Origin of the sequence: Pyrobaculum neutrophilum V24Sta (assembly GCF_000019805.1) — an archaeon.
Classification (GTDB): Archaea; Thermoproteota; Thermoprotei; order Thermoproteales; family Thermoproteaceae; genus Pyrobaculum; species Pyrobaculum neutrophilum.
The window spans coordinates 1,696,982-1,718,165 of record NC_010525.1 but is presented as its reverse complement, the minus strand read 5'-3'; the positions used below and the strand labels follow the sequence as shown (position 1 = coordinate 1,718,165).

The window sequence follows — 21,184 nt, the reverse complement described above, 5'->3', positions numbered from 1 at the left end:
CAGTAGCCATTTATAAACCTTATGCAAACAGCGTGACCAACGCCGTAGGCGCTAGAAAGACCGCGCCCAGCACCAGCCCCCCAACCCTCTTGTAGATCCTCACGGCGCGCTGTATTTTCCTAAACCCCTCCTCCCCCATCACCTCAGCCTCCACCTCCACCCTTCTGTAGGAGACGGCGTGTGGGCCGAGGAGGCGCTCGGCCTCCGCCACAGCTAGGTCCACGGCCTCCAAGATCTTCCCGTGGTCGATGTGCTCGCCGACGATCCTATACCCCCTGCCGAACCCAACCCCAGTGGCCCTATGTGTGTCGGTGGTGGCCACCTCAACCACGGCGTACCCCCGCCTCCGATATCTATCCACGATCTTCCCGTAGAGCCCCCAGTCTAGGTTGTTCCCGTCGAACACCACCAGCAGAGCCCTCTCCCCATCGCATTCGTTCACAATCGCCGAAACGCCGCCGGGGCCGATCTCGTGGCCGAGAGGATCCAGAGCCTCTCCCCCCACCTTCCCAACCCCGACCGAGAAGCTACGACACTGTGGAGATCCCTGCAACACCCTAAGGCCCTCGGAAAGCGCCTTCACGTCTTCCTCAAGCCACTGGACAACGCCGTCGAACTTGTTCTGAGCGTCCACGAGCAGATAGCTCCCGGGGTTAACCCTCTTGGCGACCCACAGAGGGATGTCGTCCGAGGCCGACCTCAACCTGCTCACCACGGCGAGGTGGGGGGCGGTCCCCAGGCTAAAGCCGACGATCTTCACGTCGCCCGAGACCACCTCCGCGGGCCGCACCCCCTGGGGAGGCCGTCCGTCCGTCATCTCCAAAACGGCCGATTTCACAGCCGCGGCTATCTTCCTCACGCCCTCCCCAGTGACGGGGTCCCGCTCGTGGCTACCAACGCCGTGTAGAAACGTAAACCGGAAGCCGGTGCCCTCCACCTCCCTGTTAAGGACGTCGACCAGCGATCCGCCGCCGATATGCCTAAAGGGGCCTGGGTGGAAGTCCGACACAACCACCACGTGGCGGCCGCCCACGAGATAGACGTGGAGAGGCACCCTCTCCACCCTCCCCAGCTCCCTAAAGACGTCCTCGATCCCGTCGTCTCCGGCGAAAACCGAATATATGAAGCTTGAAAACATACAGACGGCGTCTATCCCCCCCGCCCACCTCCGAATAACCGGCTTCAAGCCGTATATGACTAAGGCATAGGATAAGGCCAAGACGGCAAGCACGGGGCGCCCCATCGCGTAGTACACAGTAGCCGCGAAGGCAAGCGGCAGGACGAAGGCCGGTAGCTCGCACCGTAGCGACTGGATCACCAAGGCGCTGACTATGGCCCCCACGAGGGCGAAGGCGAGAGGCGGCTTCCCAAAGGCCACATCTAGCGCGGCTGTGGCTGCGGTCGACACGGCGGCGACGTAGTAAGACCTCCTGGGGTTAACCACGGCCCGATCCACCGCCAGGAGGATGGAGAAGAGACCCGCGGCATACAAGGCGTAGAGGAGGGGGGCCAGGTGGTGGACAAGCCCCTCCACAACCGCCAACGCCGCCAGCAACAAGGTGGCGTAGAGGGCAACTCTCAAGCCCGATCTCCCAAAGAGGAGGTAGTAGCCCCTTTCGAAGGCCCTCATAGAGACTCTATGTAGCTACGTATTATGCTCGACTGCCTCTGCGCCGAGGCGCTCATCCTGAGGTAGCGGTTCGGCCTAGGCAGCTTGTAGAAGTACAGCTCCTCCTCCAGGGGGTTAAACACGGCGTATCCCACCTCCGAGATATCCCACCGGTTCTTAACTCTGTTGGCAACCTCCCTGTGGAAAGCCCTGTCGACGTAGGGGTGAAGCACCACCACGTAGTCCAGCCCATACAGGAGGAGGCTCTTGGCCTTGGAGAAGCCGAGGTGGTGGGTCTTAGACACGTCCATGTACCCAAACCCCGTCAACGCGCCGTCTGTGGACTTCAGGAGGATGTCGATCTTCTCGGTGTATCTATTGGCGAGCTGCGGGATGTGGGGAACCCCCCTCACGACCCGGGCCACCCTCCTGCCTAGAAACACGGGAGCCGCCTCCAGAAACCTAGCGAGGTTCTCAACGGCTTCGCCCTCGCCGGAGACCCCCCTGAGGCTAACCACAAAGAACTTCTTTATCTCGTACTCCTCCTCAGACACCTCCGGTAGCGGCAGATTTTCAACGACCTCCTCCGACAGGAGGGTGTACGGCAGGTAGTAGAGGCTCCCAGCCCTATCTGCGGCTCCAGCAGACCGTATAGCCTCCAGGTGTCTACAGAGGGAGTCCTCCCATATGCAGTCGACGACGACGCTCCCCGATAGAAACATGTAGACGGGGTTCTTGGTGCTTAGCCAGTTTAGCCTAAACCTCTGTAGGACGGCCATGTGCTCCGGCGCCAGATCCACAAGCGCCTTCTTGACCCTCTCCGCCCCGAAGCGGCTTGTGCAGTAGTCAAACTCGCTCAGGTGGTCGGCCGTCGTGCATCCACGCCTAAAGCAGGAAAAATCCACAAGTTGGAACCCCTATATAAATTAGAGATAGCGCTCTAGACCGCCGCCGAGAAACAGCGCGAGATCCCCCTCAAACCTCCCCCTGAGGTTGGGGTTCCTCAACACGGCGGCTGGGTGATACGTCACACAAACCTCCAGCTCCACCCCAGAGATGCGGCCCGGGAAACACCTCCCCCTGACCTCCCCAACCTTCTCCACCTCCCTGCCAATGAGCCCCAGCAGAGCCTTGGCGCTTACGAGACCAAGCGCTAGGACCCTCCTGGGCTTAACCAGCTCGATCTGCTTAAGGAGGTAGGGGAGGCAAGCCTCCACCTCCTCCCTAGTGGGGGTCCGGTTGTTGGGAGGTCTACACTTGACCACGTTGGTGATGTAGAGGTCATCTCTAGACACGCCGAGCTTCGCCAGCGTCTTCGTAAGTAGACTCCCCGCCGCCCCCACGAAGGGCCTCCCCTCGGCATCCTCGGCGGCGCCCGGCGCTTCGCCGACGACCATAACGCCGAGTCTCGCCCTCCCCTCGCCCGGCACAGCGTTTCTCCTGTGGAGGTGGAGGGGACACTTAGTGCACCTCCTAATGGCGTCGTGTAGCGCCTCCACGAGGCGAATTACAACCTATCTTAAGTCTTGGGGTTTTAATACGCCGGCGGCTAGAGACGTGGTTTGGAGGATTTTCTCCTCAGTGGCGCGCCAGGAGAAAAAGGAAGCCAAGTTGCCCACCGTGAGAGGCAAGCCGGTGTATATAGGCGGCGTGTTGTTGGTCGGCGTGGCGGAGAAGGGAGAGTTCGACATCAAGAGGAAGAAGCTGGTGTCCATAGAGGTGAAAGACGCTGGGGGCACCAGCTATGTGTTAGACACATCCAACATCAGGGTGAAGATAGCCAGAGAATATGTAGATCTAGACGTGGCGGCCCTCCCCAAGTTCTTCGAGATAAAGATGCGGGAGGTGAACAAGATGATCGAAGACCTGAGGAGGTCCCGCGCCGAGTTGGACAAGTCCTACCACAAGCTAGAGGAGGCTCTGGTGAAGGGCGTCATCGGGATGGATATATACAACGAGCAGATAAAGCGGCTACAGGAGAGGGAGAAGAGGCTTAGGGCCGCTTGTATAGACATGGAGAAGAGCATAGCGTCGGTGGGCCAATCCCTGGCTCAGCTGAAGGCGGAGCTTGAAAAGAAGAGGGAGCGGCTTGAGGCCAAGCGCCTTCTCGACAAGTTGGACGAGTCGGAGGCCGAGGAGTTGGGCAAGGTCTTAAACACACTCGGTAGCATAAACGCGCTGAGCCACCTAATCACGAGCAGCATAATCCAGCTACGCCTCATCTGTTAAACGGCGCTACGGAGCATTTTTTAAAATGGATATACGCCGTGTACATGGCGTCGGTGTATACTGTGTTGGGGCCTCACGCCTATATGCTACAGAGATACGGCGTCTCTCCCAACGAGGACGTTAGAACTGCGGTAGACAAGCTTAGGCTCAGCGCGCCCCACCTCGCGAGGCTCCTAGGAGAGCTCGCGCTGAGGTTTAGTCAATGACGTCTGCCCCCACGGTGGGGCAGAGGTCGTCGGGCTCCGCACAGCCCAACACGAGATGTTCTCTGTTGGCTCTACACCTTCTGCAGTATAGATAGACCTTGCCCCCGAGGAGCGTTAAGTTGAACCCAGCCTCCAGCTCCCTCTCCTCCCCGCAGACTGTGCACTTCAGGATCCACCTTGTCACAGGTGGGGAGGGCCCCAGGTAGATATATTTATTTCCTGACGGCCCTCTGTATGTAATCCGCCAGGTGGACGGCGGGGTTTATCCCGGTGGCCTGCTTAAACCCCCTCCAGTCGGGGCTCGCGTTTACCTCAAAAACCACGTAGCCCTCCGCCCCCTCGCCTATGTCAACGCCGGAGTACACCAGCCCCAGCGCCTCCGTGGCCTTCACGGCGATTTCCTCAAGCTCCGGCGTGGTCTTGCAGGGCGCCCCCACGGCCCCCTGGGCTATGTTGGTCTTCCAGCTGTTGGATATCCTGTACATACATCCTATAGGCCGCCCGTCTACCACGATTACTCTGATATCCCTATTCGGCTTCTCCACATACTTCTGGATATATAGCGGGTTCTTGGCGATGAGGAGCGTCCGCATGACCTGGAAGGCCTGCTCGGGGTCTTCAAACATCATAGCGCCGTAGCCCCGGCTACCCTGTATCGGCTTCACCACCACCTTGCCCAGGTCTTTGACGGAGACGTAGCCGTAGTAGAGGTCCTCCGTGGCGACGGTGGGGGGCACCGGTATGCCGGCTTTGCTCAAAACATATATGGTCTCCAGCTTGTTCCTGGAGCTCAACAGAGCATCCACGGGGTTTATGGCGACGGCCCCCTCCCTCTCCAGTATCTTCAAAGCCGCAACCCTCCTCATGAGGGTGTTGGAATCTATGACGTAGCCCAGCCCCCTGACTACGACCACCGACGCGTCGACGCGGCCTCTCCTGCTTTCCACAGTAGCCGCCCCCCCGGCGATTTTGACGGAGAGCCTCTGTATAGGTATGTACCGCACCGAGAGACCCCTCCTCTTTACCTCGAAATATATATCCCTTGTCGGCTCGTCGGGGGTTTGCGACTCAGCCACGATGGCGACGTCCATGCGTATAGTTAATATATCCGGTATTTAACTGGTGGGAAACCTCCATACGGCGAGGGGGGTGGCCATGTGTAGATCCTGCGGATTTGCGGCCCCAGGCCTAGACATGTGTAAAATCACCGACACTTGTGTCTTATGCGCCAGGGAGAAGCTGGGCGATAGGTGCTGGGGTTGCCCCGACAAGGCCAGATGCGACCTGGCGGTGGAGGGGCTGAGGTTCTTGAAGACGCTTGAGCCGAAGCTGGACGTATACATCGACCTGGGCAAGCGTCTCACCTCGGAGCTGGAGCGCTACGGCCGGGCGGAGATCGGCGTCGCGTTTCTAAAAAACCTCATGGGGTTGGTCAACCTTCTCAGGAGGGAGAAGAAGGAGCGGGCGTTCCCCCTGTGGGTCGCCGCTGTGTTGAGGGAGGACGTGGTGCCGAAGCTCGTGAGAGTCCCCTACGTGGTGAAGGTGGACATCCACAGACCCCTCCTGGAGTTCTGCGCAGTGTTCAACTGCACAGGTCTTGAGGCCCCCCTCAACAACCTGCTAAACGCCGTGGTGAGCCTATCGCTCATCGAAAAAACGGCTGACCCAGCGCGCTACTTCCGCCTCGGCGTATAGTAGCTGACGACGCCGCGGAGGAGAACCACGGCAAACAGCGCCATGGCGATACAGGCGGCGGCCATGACTATGAAGACGTAGTAGAGCGAGTTGATGATGCCGGAGGCAGGCGGGGCTAGGGAGGCGGCGGCGAAGGCCAACGCCAGCGCGTCGGCTACAATGGCGGAGTATATAAGCTTGGAGGAGGAGGTGAACTCGCCCCTGGCCGTGGTAGCCCTAGATAGGAATATCAACAGCGCAGAGACGGCGAGAACTATGAAGGACAGCAACGCCAGCATGCTCTGGAAAAACACGGCTGTGCCGTGGCCGCTTGCCACAGCGGCGTTCATGCTTAGGTACACAGGCAGATTGCTGGAGGCGTATGCCACGCCACCCGCCAGAAGCGTAACTAGGTGAAAGAGCGCCGTCAACATGCCGTATAGCGAAAACCGTTGCTTCTGCTCCTCAGAACGTCTATACAAAACCGCCCTGCTCATGGCAACTGTACGTACTGCCGAATTTTAATGTTACACGTCTTACAGACGAGAAGCCTCTCCAAGGTCCTCCTCCCAGTCAGCTGGTCAATCCTAAGGAACTGGCTGGCCACCTCCATATCTCTCCAGCAGGACGGACACTTGGCCAGATGGGCTAGATATACGCTGTCCACGTCCCCGCTAAGATATTTATTTAAGAGTTATCCGCCGGACGTGGAGAGGCTCCCCCTCCAGGAGGTGGTCTCCCGGGTGCGAAACGGAGAGAACCTGGAGGTCCTGGGGTACGAGGGCGACGTGGTTCTGGTAGATAAGGTGAAGGGGATAGTCAAGGGGGATTTCGCCCAGGAGGACCTAAGCGAGTTGAAGAAGAGGAAGCCCCGGGGGAAGCCCACGGAGGAGCAGCTGGAGCTGGCGGCCGGGTTGGCCAGGAGGTTGGGAGAGGCGAAGAAGCCCTTTAAGGTGATCTTTGGGCCAAAGGAGGTCACCGTGAGAGCAGGTCAGGGCTTCATCAGGGTGACGGAGGACGTCGTGAAGCTAGCCGGCTACAAAAGCCTCGAGGACGACCCCATACCGCTGGTGATAGACCTGCTAAGGGGCTACGGGGAGGTCAAGTTGCTGAGGCCTCTGAGGTAGCCCTCTTCAGCACCACGAGGTTGAGCCGGCCCCTCTTCTGTATCTCCACGTATCCAGCCTCGCTGAGCCTCCGCAGCGCCTTATGTACGGTGCTCTTGGGGAGGCCCAACTCTTTGACTATCTCGCTCTGGTAGACCACCCCCTGGCGCTCCTCCAACAGCCTCAGGATAGCCCTGTCTATATCCGGCAGATCGTCGGCCAGCGGCTCCGCAGGAGGCGCGGCGTTTTGAGCGCCGTTTATAAGCCTCCTCAGCTTTGACCTGCCTGCGTATATCGCTATAAGTAAAGCCGCTATCTGAGCTACGAGAAGCACGGCAGTTAACATGACGCCTGTGAGAGCGCCTCCCCCAGATCGAGCGCCTCCGCAAGGCTCGAGACTTGTCTCGCCGCCTCCACCAGGTAGCGGGAGGCGGCCACCTTGAAGCCCATCCTCTGCAGAACCTCGGCCATGCATATCTGCGTCGTGGCCACAGAAAGGGTGCGGGCGCCCTTGTCGTACTCCACGGTGAGAAAGCCGGCCGTCCCCACACGCCAACTCCTCCTTATCCTAGAGATATCTCTTGTCCCCTCCACGAGCCAGCCCAGGTGGAGCAACGACTCCTTGAGGTCGAGCAAGACGGTTGACACGTCGGCGTTGCACAACGACTTAAGCGAGGACTCGACCTCGGGGAGAGCTGGCGAGACGCGGAGGGAGCCGCCGGAGAACTCGACGCGTTCCGCGAGGGTTCTAACGGCGAGATAAGCCATCGCAAGCTCAAGCTCGGGGGCTGAGAACACCAGAGCGTCGCCCTCGGCGGTGACTTCACACACGGCGCCTCCGTAATACAAAAATTTAAAGGTTTACACCTCGGCGTGGTGCGGGAGGTCGACCTAGGCCCCTACCTGCGCTTCAAGCAGAAGTACCTAGAGGGGGTTCTCTCAGGCAGAAAACGGGTAACTGTTCGACACGGGATAGTGAGACCGCGCTTCAACTTGGTATACATAGTCTGTTGCGGGGAGATCTACGCCGAGGCCTTTATAACAAAGGTCTACTACACCAGGTTGGGGAAGCTGGGGGAGGACGTGGCCGCCGCCGAGGGGATGGAGTCTAGGGAGGAGCTCATCGCCGAGCTGAAGGAGATATACGGCGACGTTGGAGAAGACGACACGGTCTCCGTGATCTATTTCGCCGTGGTGAGGAGGTACGAGAGGCCGGTGCCTCTGGAGCGTATGCGCAAGAGTTTTTAAACAGACGAGGCGGAGGCGGTATGAACAACGTGGGCAAGCTCGTAAAAGCCTTCGCAGGCCGGTACAGATACCTCATCTTAACCAGGTCGCCAAATCTGGCATACGCGGTGGGGATGCCCGACGCCCTAGGCCTAGTCCTAGATCTTGAGACAGGCCACTCTACCCTCTACGTATCTCGGCTGGACTACGCACGTGCAAGCGCCTTCGCCGAGGTTGACAAGGTTGTGGCGGTGGCCTCTGCCGAGATACCGCCCCGGAGACCGGGCGAGGAGCTCGTCGTCGCCTCTAGCCTATCAGACGTCCTAAGACAGGTCTCGCAGGGGGGCGCCGCCGCGTCGGATAACAAAGAGCTTGGGGTGGACGTAAGCGCCGAGATCGCGGAGCTTAGGGCGGCCAAGGAGGAGTGGGAGGTGGAGATGATGAGGGAGGCGCTTAAAATCGCCGAAGGCGCATACGTCAAACTAGCCGAGCTGAGGCTCATAGGCATGAGGGAGCGGGACGTGGCCGCCCTCATATATAAATGGTTCCTAGAGGAGGGGGCAGACGGAGTCGCCTTCGACCCAATCGTCGCGTCGGGGCCAAACGGCGCGTATCCGCACTACAGATTCGGCGACAGGAAGATAGCCTACGGCGACTACGTTGTGGTAGACATCGGCGCGAAGAGGGGGGTCTACTGCTCAGACATCACCAGGACCTTGGCGGTGGGGCAGGGAGGCGCGTTGAGAGATGCCGTGTACGCCGTATATGAGGCCGTCAAAGCCGCTGAAAAAGTTGCGAGGGAGGGGGCGGCTGCCGCCGAGGTGGACAAGGCGGCGCGGGACGTCATCGCCGAGTACGGCTTCGGCCAATACTTCATACACTCGACGGGACACGGCGTCGGGGTGGAGGTGCACGAGCCGCCTAGGCTATACGCGGCCTCGCGAGATGTGCTCAAGAGGGGGCACGTGGTGACGATAGAGCCGGGCGTCTACATAGAGGGGGTGGGGGGCGTGAGGATAGAGGACATGGTATACATCAACGGCGGAGCCGCGGTCCTAAACAGGCTACCCCACATCCTCTAGCGCTTCCTCGCGTAAACGCCATAGCCCTCCTTCACCCTATCTACCACAAAGCCGGCGCGCCTCAGCCTCTCCACGACCCCCTTGTACGGGTTAAGCCCTCTGTACTTCACGCCGCTTTGGCTCACGTAGTGGAAAAGCCCGCCGCCCCTCCTCAGTAGTCTGTAGAACTCGCGGTAGAGAGACTCCGAGTAGAGCCGTTGCGTCGCGTGGCTCAGCCGCGGCGGGTCGTGCAGTACATAGTCGAAGGCCCCGTCTCTAGCGGCCTCGGCGAAGCTCAAGCAATCCCCCACCGCCAGATCCACCTGAGGAGACCACAGACCTCTGCTGTAGGGGTTGTACGCGGCCAACGCCAGCACGTTTAAGTCGATCTCCACGGTCACCACATGGCGGGCCCCCCTCCTCAGCGCCTCAATCGCCGTGTAGCCAAGCCCAGTGCAACACTCGAAGACGCGGCCCCACGCCCGCTCTATCTTCTTGGCGGTTACGGAGAGCGGGTTTTCCAAGACGCTGTGCATGGTGATGCCGTCTATCATCAACGTCGGGGCCCAACCTCTCTTAAACACGCAGAGCTTGTAGAACCTCGACGCCGCGATAGACAGCTCGACCCACCTCCCGCCCACTAGGGCAAAGACCTCGCAGCTCTCGCCGTCGACCTCCGGCAGATCGTCCAACGAGATCTCGTACTCCACACCGCCGTAGACGAAACGGGCTCTACCGCCGAGGTACTCCACCTCGGACCTAGAGATCTCTAGGTCAAACGACACGGCCTTTTCACGTCTGCCGAGGTCCTCAATCTGCCATCTCGACACCACGGGCGTTATGACGGGCCCCACGCCACTTCCACAGGTTAATATTTTCAACGCACTCCCCCACCCCCCGGCTTTTCATAACTTATGGAGATAAATTGGGACGTCAACTTCATAGCCATGTATACGCACTACGTCCGCTTCTCCCCCGTGGGGGAGTACCTACGGCTTGTGATACTTAGGCGCCTCTCCCAAGGGCCGGCGAGGGTTGAGGAGGTGGATCAGTTGGCCGAGTCCGCGGTTAGGAAGATCGGGGTTAAGTACAACTGGCGCGTGTGGCCGGAGCTCCTCAAGAGGGAGGTAGTCGTCAGAGACGGCGTCGTGGAGCTCACCCGCGTTGGGAGGTGGATGCTTGAGCAGACAGGCGAGGAGGTCGCCGAATACGTCAAAAAAACCCTCGGCGTTTCCCTAAGCTGAGATCCTCCTCACCGCCAACTCCATCAGAGGCTCCAGAAACGATTTGAGGCTCTCCAGCGCCTCGCCGCCGCACCTCTCCAGCGCCTCCTTCCTCACGTAGAGGAACACGTGAGGCGCCCTCCTCCAAGCCTCGTTTACCGCCTCCACAAGCGGAGAGATCTTCGAAATCGCTATGGGGCCCATGGCGGTGGATATGTACAAATCTTCGGCGTAGGGATCAAAGCTAACGTAGGAGATTATGACGTCTTCATACGACAGGCCACATCCGCCCCCCAGCTCCACGTTAAGCCTCTCCACTAGCTTCTTCCTCAGCCTATCCACGAGAGCCCAGTGGAGAGGCCCCAGCCTATCCACCACCTCGTTGATCCTGGCCGGGTCCCTGAAGACCTCTATGAAGTCCTTCTCCCTCTTCCACAAAGCGACGTACTGCGGCGGCCTCCTAGAGAGAAGATCCCTGAACCTGGGGTCTCTGGAGAAGACCGAGACGAAGTAGTCGTCCGTGGCCTTCCACACCACCTCGCCCTCTGCCTGACCTGCGACGAACTTAGCCAGATCGCACAGGTACTGGCACACAGCGCCGTCTCCCCCGCCGTCTGAACACCTCGCTATGTTGTCCGCGAGGATGTTCCGCGCGATCTCTGTAAACAGCACGGTCTTGTGGTGTAGATAGACGTGCCGGTATAGGTTGTACCTAGTTATGAGGTACCCCTCCAGGTTCACCCTGGCCTTCTCGTTGAACTGGAGCCTCCCGCCGACCACCTCCAGGTTTTCGATGACCCTCTCCAGGTCTATGTGGGTGAAGCTGGTGCCCACCGCGGCCCCCGTGAAATACATGTCGCGCATTATGTAGTCCAGCCTGTCTGCGTCTAACACGCCGGATAGTATAACGCCGAGAGGCGCATACCTCCCGCCCCCCTCGAAGAGGAGCTCCTTGACGAGCTCCGGGCTGTACCCAAGCTCCGACAGCCTCGGCCCCAGCTTCTCCAGGAGAAGTCTCGTCGTCACCTCATGCGGCTTCCCCACGTCGAACAGAGCTAGATCCACGTCGACGCACCCCCTCTTCGCCGCCATGTGCAACAGCTCCCTCGTCAAAACCTCGAAGGAGTGGGAGAAGGGGAGGTGGCCGATGTCGTGGAGCAGGGCGGCGACCCGCAGATGCCTCAGCGCCTCCTCGTCTAACGACCCCAGCTGCTGAAGTATCCTCTCGCCGATTAAGGTGGCGATGTGCATCACGCCGAGGCTGTGGTCGAATCTGGTGTGGGTGGCAGTCGGGTAGACCAGGTAGACGAAGCCCAGCTGTTTTACATACCTAAGCCTCTGGATAAGCGGCTCTCCATCGATCAGCTTAACCTCCTCCTCCGTCAGCTTTATGAAGCCGTGGATGGGGTCCCTAATGGCTTTTCTATACTGCACGCCACCAGCGGAGACCCATATAAAAAGGACTTCCCCCGAGAAACGCAAAAATAGCCGGAGCCACATCGCCAAGTGCGCGTGGCAGTAGTCGGCGCGGGTCCGGCGGGGCTCTCCTTCGCCTCCAGATTCGGAGACGCCGACGTCTACGAAGAACACCACGAGGTGGGGCTCCCCCGACACTGCACAAGCCTAGTGGGCGGCGGGGCGGCGCGGAGAGCCCAGCTGCCAAACGGCGTTGTCCTTAACCAATACAGGGAGCTGTTGATCACCGACCTCCAGGGGCACTCCATCCGCTTCAAGCTGAGAGACCCAGTGTTGCTCCTCGACAGGCCGGGGCTTGAGCAGAAGCTCGCCGAGGGGGTACCCCGGATACACTTAGGCAGAAAGGTGGTAGACATCAGAGGGGGGTATATACACACCGCCGACGGCTCTAGACGCGGCCCCTACGACTACATAGTGGTTGCGGAGGGCGCGGCGAGGAGGATCTCCAGAGCCTACGGGCACGTGGTTAGGTTGCCGGGGCTCCAGATAGACGTGAGAAGCGACGTCGGGCTCCACGGCATCACTGTGGTGTACAACCAGAGGCTCTCCAGGGCCTACTTCGCCTGGATAGTGGAACTCGACAGAGGTCTCTACAGGGTGGGGTTGGCCGACTTGTGTTGCACCGTGGAGAAGCTGAACAAGCTGGTCAAGCTGGTGGGTGGCCGACCCGCGGGGAAGCCCTTCGGAGGGGGCGTCCTGGCGGGGCCTCCGCTGAGGCGTCTAGTGGAGGGGAGAGCCGTGTTGGTGGGAGACGCGGCCGGGCTCGTCAAACCTCTCAGCGGCGGGGGGATAGCGCTGGCAGTAAAAAGCGGCCGTCTCGCGGCTGAGGCCCTGGCGGAGGGGAGGCCCGAAGGCTACGAGGAGTCAACGGCCGCCCTAAGGCTCAGGCTTAGGGCCGCCTTCGCCGCGTTTAGAGCGCTGTACGGTTGGCGGCTGGTGGACCGCCTCCTCCGCCTGCTAGACGGCGGAGAGTACGTGGCGGTCGACTACGACGACCATGTAAAAACGCTGGCCGTAGCCGCGTTGCTAGACCGCAGATCCTTAAAAGCTGGGGTGGAGCTCCTCAGATATCTAGCGAGTAATCGCTATGCTCTTCATCTCATCTAGCAGCTTCGCGCCGGGGCCCTGGAAGTACTTGTAGACCGGCTCCAGCGCGGCGACGAGCGCCTCAGCCGCGGCGGCTTTTAAGTCGGCTGGGTGGATCTTGCCCTCGCGGTAGAGAGACTCAAGCTCCTCGTATCTCCACACCTCCAGATCGCCGCCGTATTTCTCCGGCCTCTTTATCACTAGGGGGGCTCTCCTCTCCTCGCGGAATGCAGAGATGCGGAGGAGCTCCAACACAGGGTTGTACTCCGTGTCCCGCGGCGGGCAGTATGCCCTCGCTATCTTCTGGCGTATCTCCTCGGGGCTGTCGTGGACGAAGATGGCGCTCTGCGGCACGCTCTTGGACATCTTAAGCTCGCTGAGCTCCTCCCTGCTGGTGGGCTTCGACGTGATGTTCAACGCCGGGAGTAGCTTGTGGTGAAGCGCGACCGGCTTCACCCTCTTGCCGTCTACCTTCAGAGGGTAGAACCTGACCTTGTCCGCCACATCTCTAGCCAAGACGTGGGCCCTCCTCTGGTCGATCCCGCCGTGTGGTATATGGGCCTCCAGGGCGAACACGTCGGCTACCTGGAGAGGCGGGTAGACGAGGTAGGCGAGGGGTATCGACTCGCCCATCTTACGGCCCAGGATAGTCAAGCTGTGCCTCACCTGAGACAGGGTGAGGTGGCGGGTTATGTCCATGAGTAGAAGCCAGTACTCGTCGTTGTGGTGGTACAGGTCGGACCCAAGTATGAACCTGGTCGCGTCTGGGTCGCCCCCCAGCGACTCAATGATCCTCTTAAAAGTCTCCACGTAGTACGTCACCGCAACCCTCCTAATCACCTCCAGATCCCCACCCAGCTTGTTGTTGAGCCAGGAGTGTATATCCGCGAGAAAGATCTGTGTCCTCACGCCCGCCCTCTGCAGATCCACAACCTTAGACATGCTGACGATGCCTGTCCCTATGTGGATAAAGCCGCTTATCTCAAACCCTATGTAGTGATTCAGCCTATACCCAGCTTGGAAAAGCTCCCTAAGCTCCTCTACCGTTATCACCTCCTCCGTGGGGTACCTAAGGACGAGAGACAGCCTCTCCTCAACATCCATAGGACCCGAGAAACAGAAGTATTTTAACGTCAGCACCGTACATACGCAAGAGATCACACCGCCAACGCCTCCCCCCATTAGATCTGTGGTGCGGGCGGAGGCTACCGGCGCCGGTTTTCCGTTAAAAAGACGTGTGGGGTGTGGGCTGTGGATGTGTGTCTTGAGAGAGTTCTGAGGGGGGAGGCGCCTCGTGACGTCTTCACGGCTAGGGGCCACGGCAACATCACGGCGTCTAACACTAGGACGTTGGAGATTACGAAAGACCCCTTTGTGACAAGGCGCGGGGACTGCATAGTGGCGTGTTGCTCCGAGAAGGCGGCTGGTGAGCTAGACGTCGTTGAGGCTCTGGCGGCGGTGGGGACGGTGGTGATCATCATAGACGCGGGGGTCGCGTGGGACGCCGTCGTTGGTCTGACGCCGCGTCGGAGACCAACCTCCAGGTGGCGTATCGTGGCTAGGAGGAGCTTCTACGTGGACGACTCGACAGTTGCCGTGGGGATTGACAAAGCCGCCTCGGGGCTAGACAGAGCGCTTGTCGCGGCTCTCAGAGGGGGGGCTCCGGTGAAGATAACCGTTGGGGTTTGTCCCGGCGAAGCTTTTAAATAGCGCCGTGGGGGCGGCCGTATGTCCAAGATACAGGAGCTTAAGGCGCTTCTCGCGAGGAAGCTCTTCCACGTGGTCTTCGTCGCGCTCGTGGCGGTTCCGCTTTTTGTCCAGATACCTCCGGAGCCCTACATCGCGCTTCTCGCGCTGGCAAGCGGCGTACTGTATTCGCTACAGATAAAGGAGCCCTACGCCTGGGAGGAGCTACGTCAGAACTTCTTCAAGACTCTGGAGGAGCTCTTCGCGAGGCTTGAGGCTCTTCTCCCCCTGGACAAGCCAGAGCTAAAGACCCAGTACCAAAACGCCTTGAGGCAGCTGGAGCTGTTGATATCCATGGCCGAGCGGGACTACGAGAGGAGACACGGCTACCTGGGCATACTCATGGGCTCCCTCGGCTTCCTAATAGCCACAGCCGCCTTCGGCCCTCGGCATCTTCCAGCCGCCGTGGTGAGCATGGCGGTTTACGACGCCGTAAGCGCCGTGGCCGGCACCATCTTCGGCGGGAGGAGGATCTTCGGCAAACTCACCACCTGGGGCACCCTCCTTGGCTACCTCGCCAACACGGCCGCCCTGGTTGCGGTGGGCATGCCGTTGCTCCACGCGTTGGCGGTGACGGCCATGGTCGTAGCCGCGGACGCCCTCAGCCACGAGGACAACCTAACGATACCCGTCGCCGCCGCCGGGGGATCCTACCTCCTCTCCCTCCTGTAGAAGACCCCCTCGACCCTCACCCCCAAGGCCCTAGCCGCCGCCGCCAGCCTGCCGTCGTCTGTGACCAACACGCAGCCTCTCTCGAGCGCCAGCGCGAGGAGGGACGCGTCGGCGCGCGACAGCCCGGCGAACCTCTTCAACAGCTCCTTCACCCTCCGCTCGTCCACCTCCGCGACCTCCACCCGCAGTATTTCAAGGGCGGCCTGGGCCCTGGGGTCCCTCAGCTCCTCAGCCGCCTCCCTAGTTGTATACAACGCCCCCGAGAAGATCCTCATATCTCTGCCGTGTATGAAGGCGGAGGCGTCCAGCACGTAGCAGCTCATATGCTCCTGAGCCGCTCTAGAACCCTGTTTAGGAAGCGGAACTCGCCAAACACCGCAAGCCTAAGCCTCCGATCTCCCCTCCTGATTTCGAACCTCCGGCCTGGCCTGCTCTCTCTGCCGTCACAGACGAGGACCGCGTCTTCCGAGGTCTCCACCAGCACCCTCCCGGCGGAGAGAACAAGCGGCCTGAGGTAGAGGGTGAAGGGGGCTATGAACGATATCACCACGACCTCCGCCCGGAAGTCCACCACAGGCCCGAAGGTGGAGACGACGTATCCCGAGGCGCCGTGCGGCGTGGAGACTATCACCCCGTCTGCTCTACCCTCCAGCTCCCCCCCGTCGCTCTCTAGCCTAAAGCTGAGGAGCCTCCCCATCTCCCTCCTGTATATAGAGAACTCGTTTAACGCGGTGCAGTCGCCATACACGAGCGTTGAGAACTCCAGCACACCGTAGTCCCCCCTCTCGACCCTCCCCACCGCCTCCTCTATCGAAAGCGGGGCGTCAGAGCTACGGTAGAAGTTCACCCTCCCCAGCCCCATGTGGACAACCACGGCGTCTAAGAGACAGGGGTGTCTCCTCAGAGCCTCAAGCAACGTCCCGTCGCCGCCCAGGATGAACACGTGGCTGTAGCTCCCCCGGCAGTCCAGCTCCACAGCGCCGTAGCGTCTCATGAAATCCTCCGCAAGAGGCTTAAGGTCGGGTCTGTAGAATACGGCGTACACCCCCACAGAGGTGGGGCAGGTTAATATATGTTAAAAAAGGGGGATTTACAGGAGGTGCTGGAACTCCTCCAGGCCCAGCCTCCTCAAGGTCTCGTACGTCGGCTTGCCGTCAACCCAGCCCCTCGCGGCGTAGTACTCCTTGATCCCCTCCTCGAACATCTTCACCGCGCTGTGGCCCTTGGCAGGCCCCGTGGGGATCTCCTTCCTAAGCCGAGGCGGAAGCTCGTCCTTCACCCACCTGCCCTCCTTGACGTGGAACAGCCTCTCCACGTTGAATATACGCTCGCCGATTGTGAGTAGCTCCTCCGGCGTTACATCCCAGCCGAAGCCCACGTTGAAGAGGTGCGCTAGGTCTCTCTCGAATAGGCCGTCCTTATCCAGCGTGTCGAACTTGCAGAAGGTCACCGAGTCGGACAGAGCCATTAGGTGTTGCGCATACACCACCAGCTTCACCTGCTTCTTTATACACTCGGGCGACTCGCAGAGCGGGTCCACCTTCTCCGGCACGCCGAGCACCTCCCAGGTGGGGCTGTAGGCCTCGAGGTGGTCGCCTCCGCGGTTTGCGGTGACGTACGACAACGCGAAGCCCTTCAGAGCCCTCGGGTCGTAGGCCGGGAAGCCCTGTCCCCTAGATCCCACGAAGGCCTCAGGCTCGCCGTATTTCATGGCGAGTCTGTAGTCGCCCTCGGCCAAGTCGTCGCCTATTCCGTCCCTATACGCCATCTTGTAGACGAGGTCTATAAGCGGAGCTGGGTCTCCCCACTCAAGCGGGATATTCAACTTCCCCTTCTTCGCGAGCTCTATGGCCGTCGCCAGCGTGTTGCCGAGGGAGATCGTGTCGAAACCGAGCTCGTTCGCCAGCTTGATAAGCTTCAGAACGGCCTCGGGGTTGCCGTTGCCGAGGTTGGCGCCGAGTGACCAGGTGCTCTCGTACTCGTACTTGGCCTTACCAATGAACTTATACGGGCCCGACTTCACCTCCACCATCTGGGTACACGCTATGGGGCACTGGGCGCAGCCGTGCACCTCAGCGACGTAGTTCTGCTTTATGTGCTCCCCAGAGATCTTCTCGGCCTCCTCGAAGTAGCCAGTCTCGAAGTTCCGCGTGGGGAGGCCCCCCACTGCGTTTATGATGTTCATCAGGAGGTTCGTGCCGTATGTGTGCAACGCCTTAGAGGTGCCGGCGTTGGCCAGCCTCTGCGCCAGCTTCCCAGACTCCTCTATCCACCTCCTCCTGTCGACCACCAGCGAGTAGAGGTCGCGGGTGCCCCACACGACAATCCCCTTAAGCCTCTTAGACCCCATCACGGCTCCCGCCCCGCCTCTGCCGGCGAAGCGCTCGTAGTCGCTGAACCTAATGCCAGCTATACGGGATAGGTTCTCCCCGGCGGGCCCTATGGTGGCGACGCCCGCCTTGCGCTCATCGCCTTCAAACCCCGCGTCCTCCAGAAGAGCCTTGGTGGCCGCGCCGGTCCACTTCCCCCAGATGTGTTTAGCCGGCCTTATGCTCACCTCCCCCTCCTTGATTAGGATGTAGACCGGCTCCTCCGCTTTGCCCTCCACGATGATGCCCTCGTAGCCGGCCTTCCTCAGCATGTAGGCGAAGTTCCCGCCGGCGTTGGTGTGGGTGAGGGACCCCGTCAGGGGGGACTTCGTGACTACCGTAATTCTGCTGGTCGCCAGCGTGGCCAAACCGCTTAGAGGCCCGGCGAATATGTACAGTTTATTGCTGGGCGAGTAGGGGTCGATGCCCCTCGGGATCTCCTTCAGGGCGAGGTAGGAGGCTAGGCCTCTCCCGCCCAGGAACCTCCTCACCAAGTCCTCCTTATACACCTCCTCCGTTATCTTCTGCGTAGATAGATCCACCCGCACCACTCTAAACACAACCATATGTAGCACATCGACCAGATTTTTAAATATTGTCGTCATCTACATTTTTACATCTCCTCCATGAGACAATGTTGAGAAGTTGTAGTAAAGGATATAAACGCGGGGATCTGGAGAGGCGGTGGGCGGCCGCCCCCTCTACAGAGTTGGGGCAGAGGTGCCGCAGGTTGGGGCGCTGGCCTTCGGCGTTGTGGACCGGGGGACCAACGTGCTAGAGGTGAGGCCCACCAGCGTCTGCGCCCTCTCCTGCGTCTTCTGCTCCGTCAACGCAGGCCCCGCCTCTAGGGCGAGGTGGGCTGAGTACGAGGTGGAGGTCGAGGCGCTTCTAGCCGCGCTGGAGGAGGTGGTCAGGTATAAGGGGGTAGACGACGTAGAGGTGCACGTGGACGGGATGGGCGACCCCGGAAACTACCCCCATCTGGCCGAGCTTATCGAGGGCGCCAAGTCGATAAAGGGGGTGGCGCTTGTGTCTATGCAGACGCGGCTCTACATGTTGGACGAGCGCAAGCTGGAGGAGCTGGCCAAGGCTGGGCTAGACAGGATAAACGTCAGCATCGACGCGCTGGACCGCGCCCTAGCCAAGAGGTTGGCGGGGGCTGAGTGGTACGACGTGGAGAAGGTGCTACGCCTAGTAGAGGCGGCCCTCGGCGCCGGGATCAACGTCGTGGTGAGCCCGGTGTGGGTGCCGGGGCTAAACGACGGCGAGATGCCCAAGATTGTGAGGTGGGCCGTGGAGAAGGGCGTGGGCAAAGGCGTCCACACCCCCGTTTTGATACAGAAGTACATCCCGCACAAGAGGGGGCGGCGGGTCAAGGCCAGGCCGATGACGTGGGGCGAGTTCTGGAGGAGGCTAAAAGGCCTTGAGAGGGAGCTGGGGGTTCCGCTGACGCCGCGCCCCGGGGAGTACAACATACACAAGGCCCCTCCTCTGCCAACGCCGTATAAAGTCGGCGAGTCGGTGGCCGTGGAGCTAGTCGCCAGGGGGATATTCAGGGGGGAGATGCTCGGCGTGCCCGTGGCGAGGAGGGGCTCCGCCGTGTGGGACAGGGTCTTCACAGTGGCGTTGGGAAGAGGCGCATCAGACGAGCTCGTGGGGCGGAGGATAAAGGTGCGGGTCTTGGAGAACCGGCACAACATCTACATAGCTACGCCAGAGGGCCGTTGACTATATAAAGCCGGGCGGTCCTATATACATGGTAAAGATCAAGGTGCGTTCCTCCGCCTGGTACGACGGCGTAGACAACGCCTCGCACAGGTCCTACCTAAGGGCCGTCGGCTTCACGGAGGAGGACTTCGCCAAGCCCCTGGTGGGGGTCCTCGCCGCGTGGTCGGAGCTGGGGCCCTGCAACTACCACACCCTCGATCTGGCCAGGTACGTGAAGGAGGGAGTTAAGGAGGCCGGCGGCGTTGGGCTGACGGCGCCTACCATCGTCGTAAACGACGGCATAAACATGGGAACCCCGGGGATGAGGTACTCCCTAATTAGCAGGGACCTAATCGCGGACACCATAGAGGCGCAGTTCAACGCCCACGGAGTAGACGCTTGGGTGGGCATAGGCGGATGCGACAAGACGCAGCCGGGCATAATGATGGCCATGGTTAGGCTGGACCTCCCCGCCGTCTACCTCTACGGCGGCACGGCGGAGGCTGGGTGGCTCGGCGAGCGGGAGCTCACCATAGAGGACACCTTCGAGGCAGTGGGGTCCTACCTGGCGGGGAAGATCACGCTGGAGGAGCTCAAGAGGATAGAGGAGCTCTCCTTCCCCACCTACGGCACGTGTCAAGGCCTCTTCACGGCCAACACCATGGCGATGCTTTCGGAGGCCCTCGGCCTAGCCCTCCTCGGCTCTGCGTCGCCCCCCGCCACCTCGGCCAGACGCAGGGCCTACGCCGTGGCTTCCGGACGCGCCGTTTTAAAAGCCGCCGAACTCGGCGTAACCCCCCGCAGGGTGGTCACATACGACGCCATCTACAACGCCGCGGTGACGCTGTTTGCCACGGCGGGCTCCACCAACGCGATACTCCACCTCCTGGCCATAGCCCATGAGGCGGGGGTGAAGTTCACCCTAGACGACTTCGACGAGATAAGCAGGAGGGTACCCGTCATAGCCGCCCTACGGCCGGCGGGGCCCTACGCCATGCAGGACCTCGACAGAATAGGCGGCGTGCCGAGGATACTCAAGAAGCTCTACAAAGCCGGCTTCCTCAGGCCGGAGGCCCTCACAGTCGAGGGCGAGACCATAGGCAAGCTCCTGGAGAGGTGGCAACCCCCCGCCGTGCCCGAAGACGGCATCCTCTACAGCGTGGAGAAGCCCTACAAGCCCTACTCCGGCATCAGAATCCTCAGAGGCAACCTAGCCCCAGACGGCGCCGTGATGAAGATAGGCGCCGCCGACAAGCTGAAGTTCGAGGGGACGGCCAAGGTATACAACGGAGAGGCCGAGGCCTTCAAGGCGGTGGCCGCCGGCGAGATAAAGCCCGGAGACGTCGTGGTGATAAGATACGAGGGGCCGAAGGGCGCCCCAGGCATGCCAGAGATGCTTAAAGTCACCGCCGCCATCGTCGGCGCTGGCCTCGGCGAGGCGGTAGCCCTGGTGACAGACGGCCGCTTCTCAGGAGCCACCCGCGGCATAATGGTGGGACACGTCGCCCCCGAGGCGGCCGTGGGAGGCCCCATAGCCCTAGTAGAAAACGGAGACAAAATAGCCATAGACGGCGAGACAGGCCGCATAACCCTACAGATCCCCCAGGAGGAGCTGGAGAGGAGAAGGAAAAACTGGACGCCGCCGCCCCCCAAATACTCCGGAGGACTCCTCGCCAAATACGCCGCACTGGTCCAACAGGCGGACAAAGGCGCGGTCACCACACCACCACGATAACTCCAGAAACCAACGCATCCGCAGGTGCGCTCCATACGGCACACACTGCGGCCCCACC

General features: G+C 60.8%; 27 protein-coding genes. 12 read left to right on the top strand and 15 right to left on the bottom strand.

The genetic code is table 11. From position 1 onward, the window contains the following. Positions 1–19: 19 nt before the first annotated feature. From TNEU_RS09855 to TNEU_RS09845, 3 genes are read right to left on the bottom strand one after another with little or no spacing between them, the layout of a single operon-like run. The gene (locus TNEU_RS09855) at positions 20–1,630 is read right to left on the bottom strand and encodes a DUF2070 family protein (RefSeq protein ID WP_012351284.1); all 1,611 of its coding nucleotides are present in this window, start codon (positions 1,628–1,630) and stop codon (positions 20–22) included. Beyond that, positions 1,627–2,514: a hypothetical protein gene (locus tag TNEU_RS09850; RefSeq protein ID WP_012351283.1), complete on the bottom strand. Its 888-nt coding sequence runs from the start codon at positions 2,512–2,514 to the stop codon at positions 1,627–1,629. The genes TNEU_RS09855 and TNEU_RS09850 overlap by 4 nt, the downstream gene beginning before the upstream one ends. 21 nt (positions 2,515–2,535) lie before the next feature. After that, a complete protein-coding gene (locus TNEU_RS09845) occupies positions 2,536–3,108 on the bottom strand; it encodes a uracil-DNA glycosylase (protein ID WP_012351282.1) in 573 nt (190 codons plus the stop codon). A gap of 58 nt (positions 3,109–3,166) precedes the next feature. Here TNEU_RS09845 and TNEU_RS09840 point away from each other — a divergent pair, with 58 nt between their 5' ends. Further along, on the top strand, positions 3,167–3,838 hold the full coding sequence (locus TNEU_RS09840; protein ID WP_148682451.1) for an Atg14 domain-containing protein: 672 nt from the start codon (positions 3,167–3,169) through the stop codon (positions 3,836–3,838). Between the two features lie 44 nt (positions 3,839–3,882). Then, a complete protein-coding gene (locus TNEU_RS10355; RefSeq protein WP_012351280.1) occupies positions 3,883–4,044 on the top strand; it encodes a hypothetical protein in 162 nt (53 codons plus the stop codon). Here the strand turns inward: TNEU_RS10355 and TNEU_RS09835 are convergent. Further along, the gene (locus TNEU_RS09835) at positions 4,034–4,228 is read right to left on the bottom strand and encodes a hypothetical protein (RefSeq protein WP_012351279.1); all 195 of its coding nucleotides are present in this window, start codon (positions 4,226–4,228) and stop codon (positions 4,034–4,036) included. The two genes, TNEU_RS10355 and TNEU_RS09835, sit on opposite strands and share 11 nt — an antisense overlap. A gap of 28 nt (positions 4,229–4,256) precedes the next feature. Then, positions 4,257–5,135, bottom strand: coding sequence for an ATP-grasp domain-containing protein (locus TNEU_RS09830; RefSeq protein WP_012351278.1), 879 nt, complete (start codon positions 5,133–5,135; stop codon positions 4,257–4,259). A gap of 31 nt (positions 5,136–5,166) precedes the next feature. Here TNEU_RS09830 and TNEU_RS09825 point away from each other — a divergent pair, with 31 nt between their 5' ends. Then, entirely contained in the window at positions 5,167–5,739 is a 573-nt protein-coding gene (locus TNEU_RS09825) for a hypothetical protein (RefSeq protein WP_012351277.1), read from the top strand. Here the strand turns inward: TNEU_RS09825 and TNEU_RS09820 are convergent. Further along, positions 5,718–6,215, bottom strand: coding sequence for a hypothetical protein (locus TNEU_RS09820; protein ID WP_012351276.1), 498 nt, complete (start codon positions 6,213–6,215; stop codon positions 5,718–5,720). The two genes, TNEU_RS09825 and TNEU_RS09820, sit on opposite strands and share 22 nt — an antisense overlap. Next, positions 6,212–6,385, bottom strand: a complete 174-nt coding sequence (locus TNEU_RS10350; RefSeq protein WP_187146724.1) for a hypothetical protein — start codon at positions 6,383–6,385, stop codon at positions 6,212–6,214. The genes TNEU_RS09820 and TNEU_RS10350 overlap by 4 nt, the downstream gene beginning before the upstream one ends. A 40-nt stretch (positions 6,386–6,425) precedes the next feature. On the opposite strand from TNEU_RS10350, the gene TNEU_RS09815 reads away from it, so the two are divergent. Then, the gene (locus TNEU_RS09815) at positions 6,426–6,845 is read left to right on the top strand and encodes a hypothetical protein (RefSeq protein ID WP_148682450.1); all 420 of its coding nucleotides are present in this window, start codon (positions 6,426–6,428) and stop codon (positions 6,843–6,845) included. On the opposite strand, the gene TNEU_RS09810 is transcribed toward TNEU_RS09815, so the two are convergent. Further along, positions 6,820–7,170 (bottom strand): helix-turn-helix transcriptional regulator, encoded by a 351-nt coding sequence (locus TNEU_RS09810; RefSeq protein WP_012351274.1) that lies wholly within the window; start codon positions 7,168–7,170, stop codon positions 6,820–6,822. The two genes, TNEU_RS09815 and TNEU_RS09810, sit on opposite strands and share 26 nt — an antisense overlap. Then, positions 7,164–7,655, bottom strand: coding sequence for a hypothetical protein (locus tag TNEU_RS09805; protein ID WP_012351273.1), 492 nt, complete (start codon positions 7,653–7,655; stop codon positions 7,164–7,166). The genes TNEU_RS09810 and TNEU_RS09805 overlap by 7 nt, the downstream gene beginning before the upstream one ends. Positions 7,656–7,697: 42 nt before the next feature. Here TNEU_RS09805 and TNEU_RS09800 point away from each other — a divergent pair, with 42 nt between their 5' ends. Continuing rightward, positions 7,698–8,072 carry an ASCH domain-containing protein gene (locus tag TNEU_RS09800; RefSeq protein ID WP_012351272.1) on the top strand — a complete coding sequence of 125 codons (375 nt, stop codon included), beginning with the start codon at positions 7,698–7,700 and terminating at the stop codon, positions 8,070–8,072. A gap of 20 nt (positions 8,073–8,092) precedes the next feature. Next, positions 8,093–9,133 (top strand): M24 family metallopeptidase, encoded by a 1,041-nt coding sequence (locus TNEU_RS09795; protein WP_012351271.1) that lies wholly within the window; start codon positions 8,093–8,095, stop codon positions 9,131–9,133. Here the strand turns inward: TNEU_RS09795 and TNEU_RS09790 are convergent. Further along, on the bottom strand, positions 9,130–9,966 hold the full coding sequence (locus tag TNEU_RS09790) for an RsmD family RNA methyltransferase (protein WP_012351270.1): 837 nt from the start codon (positions 9,964–9,966) through the stop codon (positions 9,130–9,132). The two genes, TNEU_RS09795 and TNEU_RS09790, sit on opposite strands and share 4 nt — an antisense overlap. A 60-nt stretch (positions 9,967–10,026) precedes the next feature. Here TNEU_RS09790 and TNEU_RS09785 point away from each other — a divergent pair, with 60 nt between their 5' ends. Further along, a complete protein-coding gene (locus TNEU_RS09785; RefSeq protein WP_012351269.1) occupies positions 10,027–10,356 on the top strand; it encodes a hypothetical protein in 330 nt (109 codons plus the stop codon). On the opposite strand, the gene TNEU_RS09780 is transcribed toward TNEU_RS09785, so the two are convergent. Continuing rightward, the gene (locus TNEU_RS09780) at positions 10,348–11,769 is read right to left on the bottom strand and encodes an HD domain-containing protein (protein ID WP_012351268.1); all 1,422 of its coding nucleotides are present in this window, start codon (positions 11,767–11,769) and stop codon (positions 10,348–10,350) included. The two genes, TNEU_RS09785 and TNEU_RS09780, sit on opposite strands and share 9 nt — an antisense overlap. 72 nt (positions 11,770–11,841) lie before the next feature. On the opposite strand from TNEU_RS09780, the gene TNEU_RS09775 reads away from it, so the two are divergent. Next, a complete protein-coding gene (locus tag TNEU_RS09775) occupies positions 11,842–12,918 on the top strand; it encodes a geranylgeranyl reductase family protein (protein WP_012351267.1) in 1,077 nt (358 codons plus the stop codon). Here TNEU_RS09775 and TNEU_RS09770 read toward each other — a convergent pair. Beyond that, positions 12,883–14,001, bottom strand: coding sequence for a tyrosine--tRNA ligase (locus TNEU_RS09770; RefSeq protein WP_012351266.1), 1,119 nt, complete (start codon positions 13,999–14,001; stop codon positions 12,883–12,885). The two genes, TNEU_RS09775 and TNEU_RS09770, sit on opposite strands and share 36 nt — an antisense overlap. A gap of 147 nt (positions 14,002–14,148) precedes the next feature. Here TNEU_RS09770 and TNEU_RS09765 point away from each other — a divergent pair, with 147 nt between their 5' ends. Together TNEU_RS09765 and TNEU_RS09760 are read left to right on the top strand one after the other, a co-directional pair. Further along, positions 14,149–14,607: a DUF371 domain-containing protein gene (locus TNEU_RS09765; protein ID WP_012351265.1), complete on the top strand. Its 459-nt coding sequence runs from the start codon at positions 14,149–14,151 to the stop codon at positions 14,605–14,607. Between the two features lie 18 nt (positions 14,608–14,625). Beyond that, complete coding sequence (locus TNEU_RS09760) at positions 14,626–15,315, top strand: diacylglycerol/polyprenol kinase family protein (RefSeq protein WP_012351264.1); 690 nt, start codon at positions 14,626–14,628, stop codon at positions 15,313–15,315. On the opposite strand, the gene TNEU_RS09755 is transcribed toward TNEU_RS09760, so the two are convergent. Genes TNEU_RS09755 through TNEU_RS09745 form a run of 3 tightly spaced genes read right to left on the bottom strand, consistent with a single transcriptional unit; the run spans position 15,294 to position 18,250 of the window. Further along, positions 15,294–15,638 carry a PIN domain-containing protein gene (locus tag TNEU_RS09755; protein ID WP_012351263.1) on the bottom strand — a complete coding sequence of 115 codons (345 nt, stop codon included), beginning with the start codon at positions 15,636–15,638 and terminating at the stop codon, positions 15,294–15,296. The two genes, TNEU_RS09760 and TNEU_RS09755, sit on opposite strands and share 22 nt — an antisense overlap. Beyond that, positions 15,635–16,360 (bottom strand): NAD(+)/NADH kinase, encoded by a 726-nt coding sequence (locus TNEU_RS09750; RefSeq protein WP_187146723.1) that lies wholly within the window; start codon positions 16,358–16,360, stop codon positions 15,635–15,637. Before TNEU_RS09750 ends, TNEU_RS09755 begins: the two co-directional genes overlap by 4 nt. 45 nt (positions 16,361–16,405) lie before the next feature. Continuing rightward, complete coding sequence (locus TNEU_RS09745) at positions 16,406–18,250, bottom strand: aldehyde ferredoxin oxidoreductase family protein (RefSeq protein WP_148682448.1); 1,845 nt, start codon at positions 18,248–18,250, stop codon at positions 16,406–16,408. A 118-nt stretch (positions 18,251–18,368) separates the two neighbouring features. Between TNEU_RS09745 and TNEU_RS09740 the strand changes: the two genes are divergently transcribed. Beyond that, positions 18,369–19,412, top strand: a complete 1,044-nt coding sequence (locus TNEU_RS09740; RefSeq protein ID WP_012351260.1) for a radical SAM protein — start codon at positions 18,369–18,371, stop codon at positions 19,410–19,412. A gap of 28 nt (positions 19,413–19,440) precedes the next feature. After that, the gene (gene ilvD, locus TNEU_RS09735) at positions 19,441–21,126 is read left to right on the top strand and encodes a dihydroxy-acid dehydratase (RefSeq protein ID WP_012351259.1); all 1,686 of its coding nucleotides are present in this window, start codon (positions 19,441–19,443) and stop codon (positions 21,124–21,126) included. The last annotated feature ends 58 nt before the right edge of the window (positions 21,127–21,184 follow it).

What these genes read in the sequence shown, in the direction of transcription:
- TNEU_RS09755 (WP_012351263.1), bottom strand. Translation starts at nt 15,638, where the DNA reads ATGAGCTGCTACGTGCTGGACGCCTCCGCCTTCATACACGGCAGAGAT.
- ilvD (WP_012351259.1), top strand. Translation starts at nt 19,441, where the DNA reads ATGGTAAAGATCAAGGTGCGTTCCTCCGCCTGGTACGACGGCGTAGAC.
- TNEU_RS09810 (WP_012351274.1), bottom strand. Translation starts at nt 7,170, where the DNA reads ATGTTAACTGCCGTGCTTCTCGTAGCTCAGATAGCGGCTTTACTTATA.
- TNEU_RS09855 (WP_012351284.1), bottom strand. Translation starts at nt 1,630, where the DNA reads ATGAGGGCCTTCGAAAGGGGCTACTACCTCCTCTTTGGGAGATCGGGC.
- TNEU_RS09830 (WP_012351278.1), bottom strand. Translation starts at nt 5,135, where the DNA reads ATGGACGTCGCCATCGTGGCTGAGTCGCAAACCCCCGACGAGCCGACA.
- TNEU_RS09745 (WP_148682448.1), bottom strand. Translation starts at nt 18,250, where the DNA reads ATGGTTGTGTTTAGAGTGGTGCGGGTGGATCTATCTACGCAGAAGATA.
- TNEU_RS09795 (WP_012351271.1), top strand. Translation starts at nt 8,093, where the DNA reads ATGAACAACGTGGGCAAGCTCGTAAAAGCCTTCGCAGGCCGGTACAGA.
- TNEU_RS09820 (WP_012351276.1), bottom strand. Translation starts at nt 6,215, where the DNA reads ATGAGCAGGGCGGTTTTGTATAGACGTTCTGAGGAGCAGAAGCAACGG.
- TNEU_RS09770 (WP_012351266.1), bottom strand. Translation starts at nt 14,001, where the DNA reads ATGGATGTTGAGGAGAGGCTGTCTCTCGTCCTTAGGTACCCCACGGAG.
- TNEU_RS09785 (WP_012351269.1), top strand. Translation starts at nt 10,027, where the DNA reads ATGGAGATAAATTGGGACGTCAACTTCATAGCCATGTATACGCACTAC.
- TNEU_RS10355 (WP_012351280.1), top strand. Translation starts at nt 3,883, where the DNA reads ATGGCGTCGGTGTATACTGTGTTGGGGCCTCACGCCTATATGCTACAG.
- TNEU_RS09760 (WP_012351264.1), top strand. Translation starts at nt 14,626, where the DNA reads ATGTCCAAGATACAGGAGCTTAAGGCGCTTCTCGCGAGGAAGCTCTTC.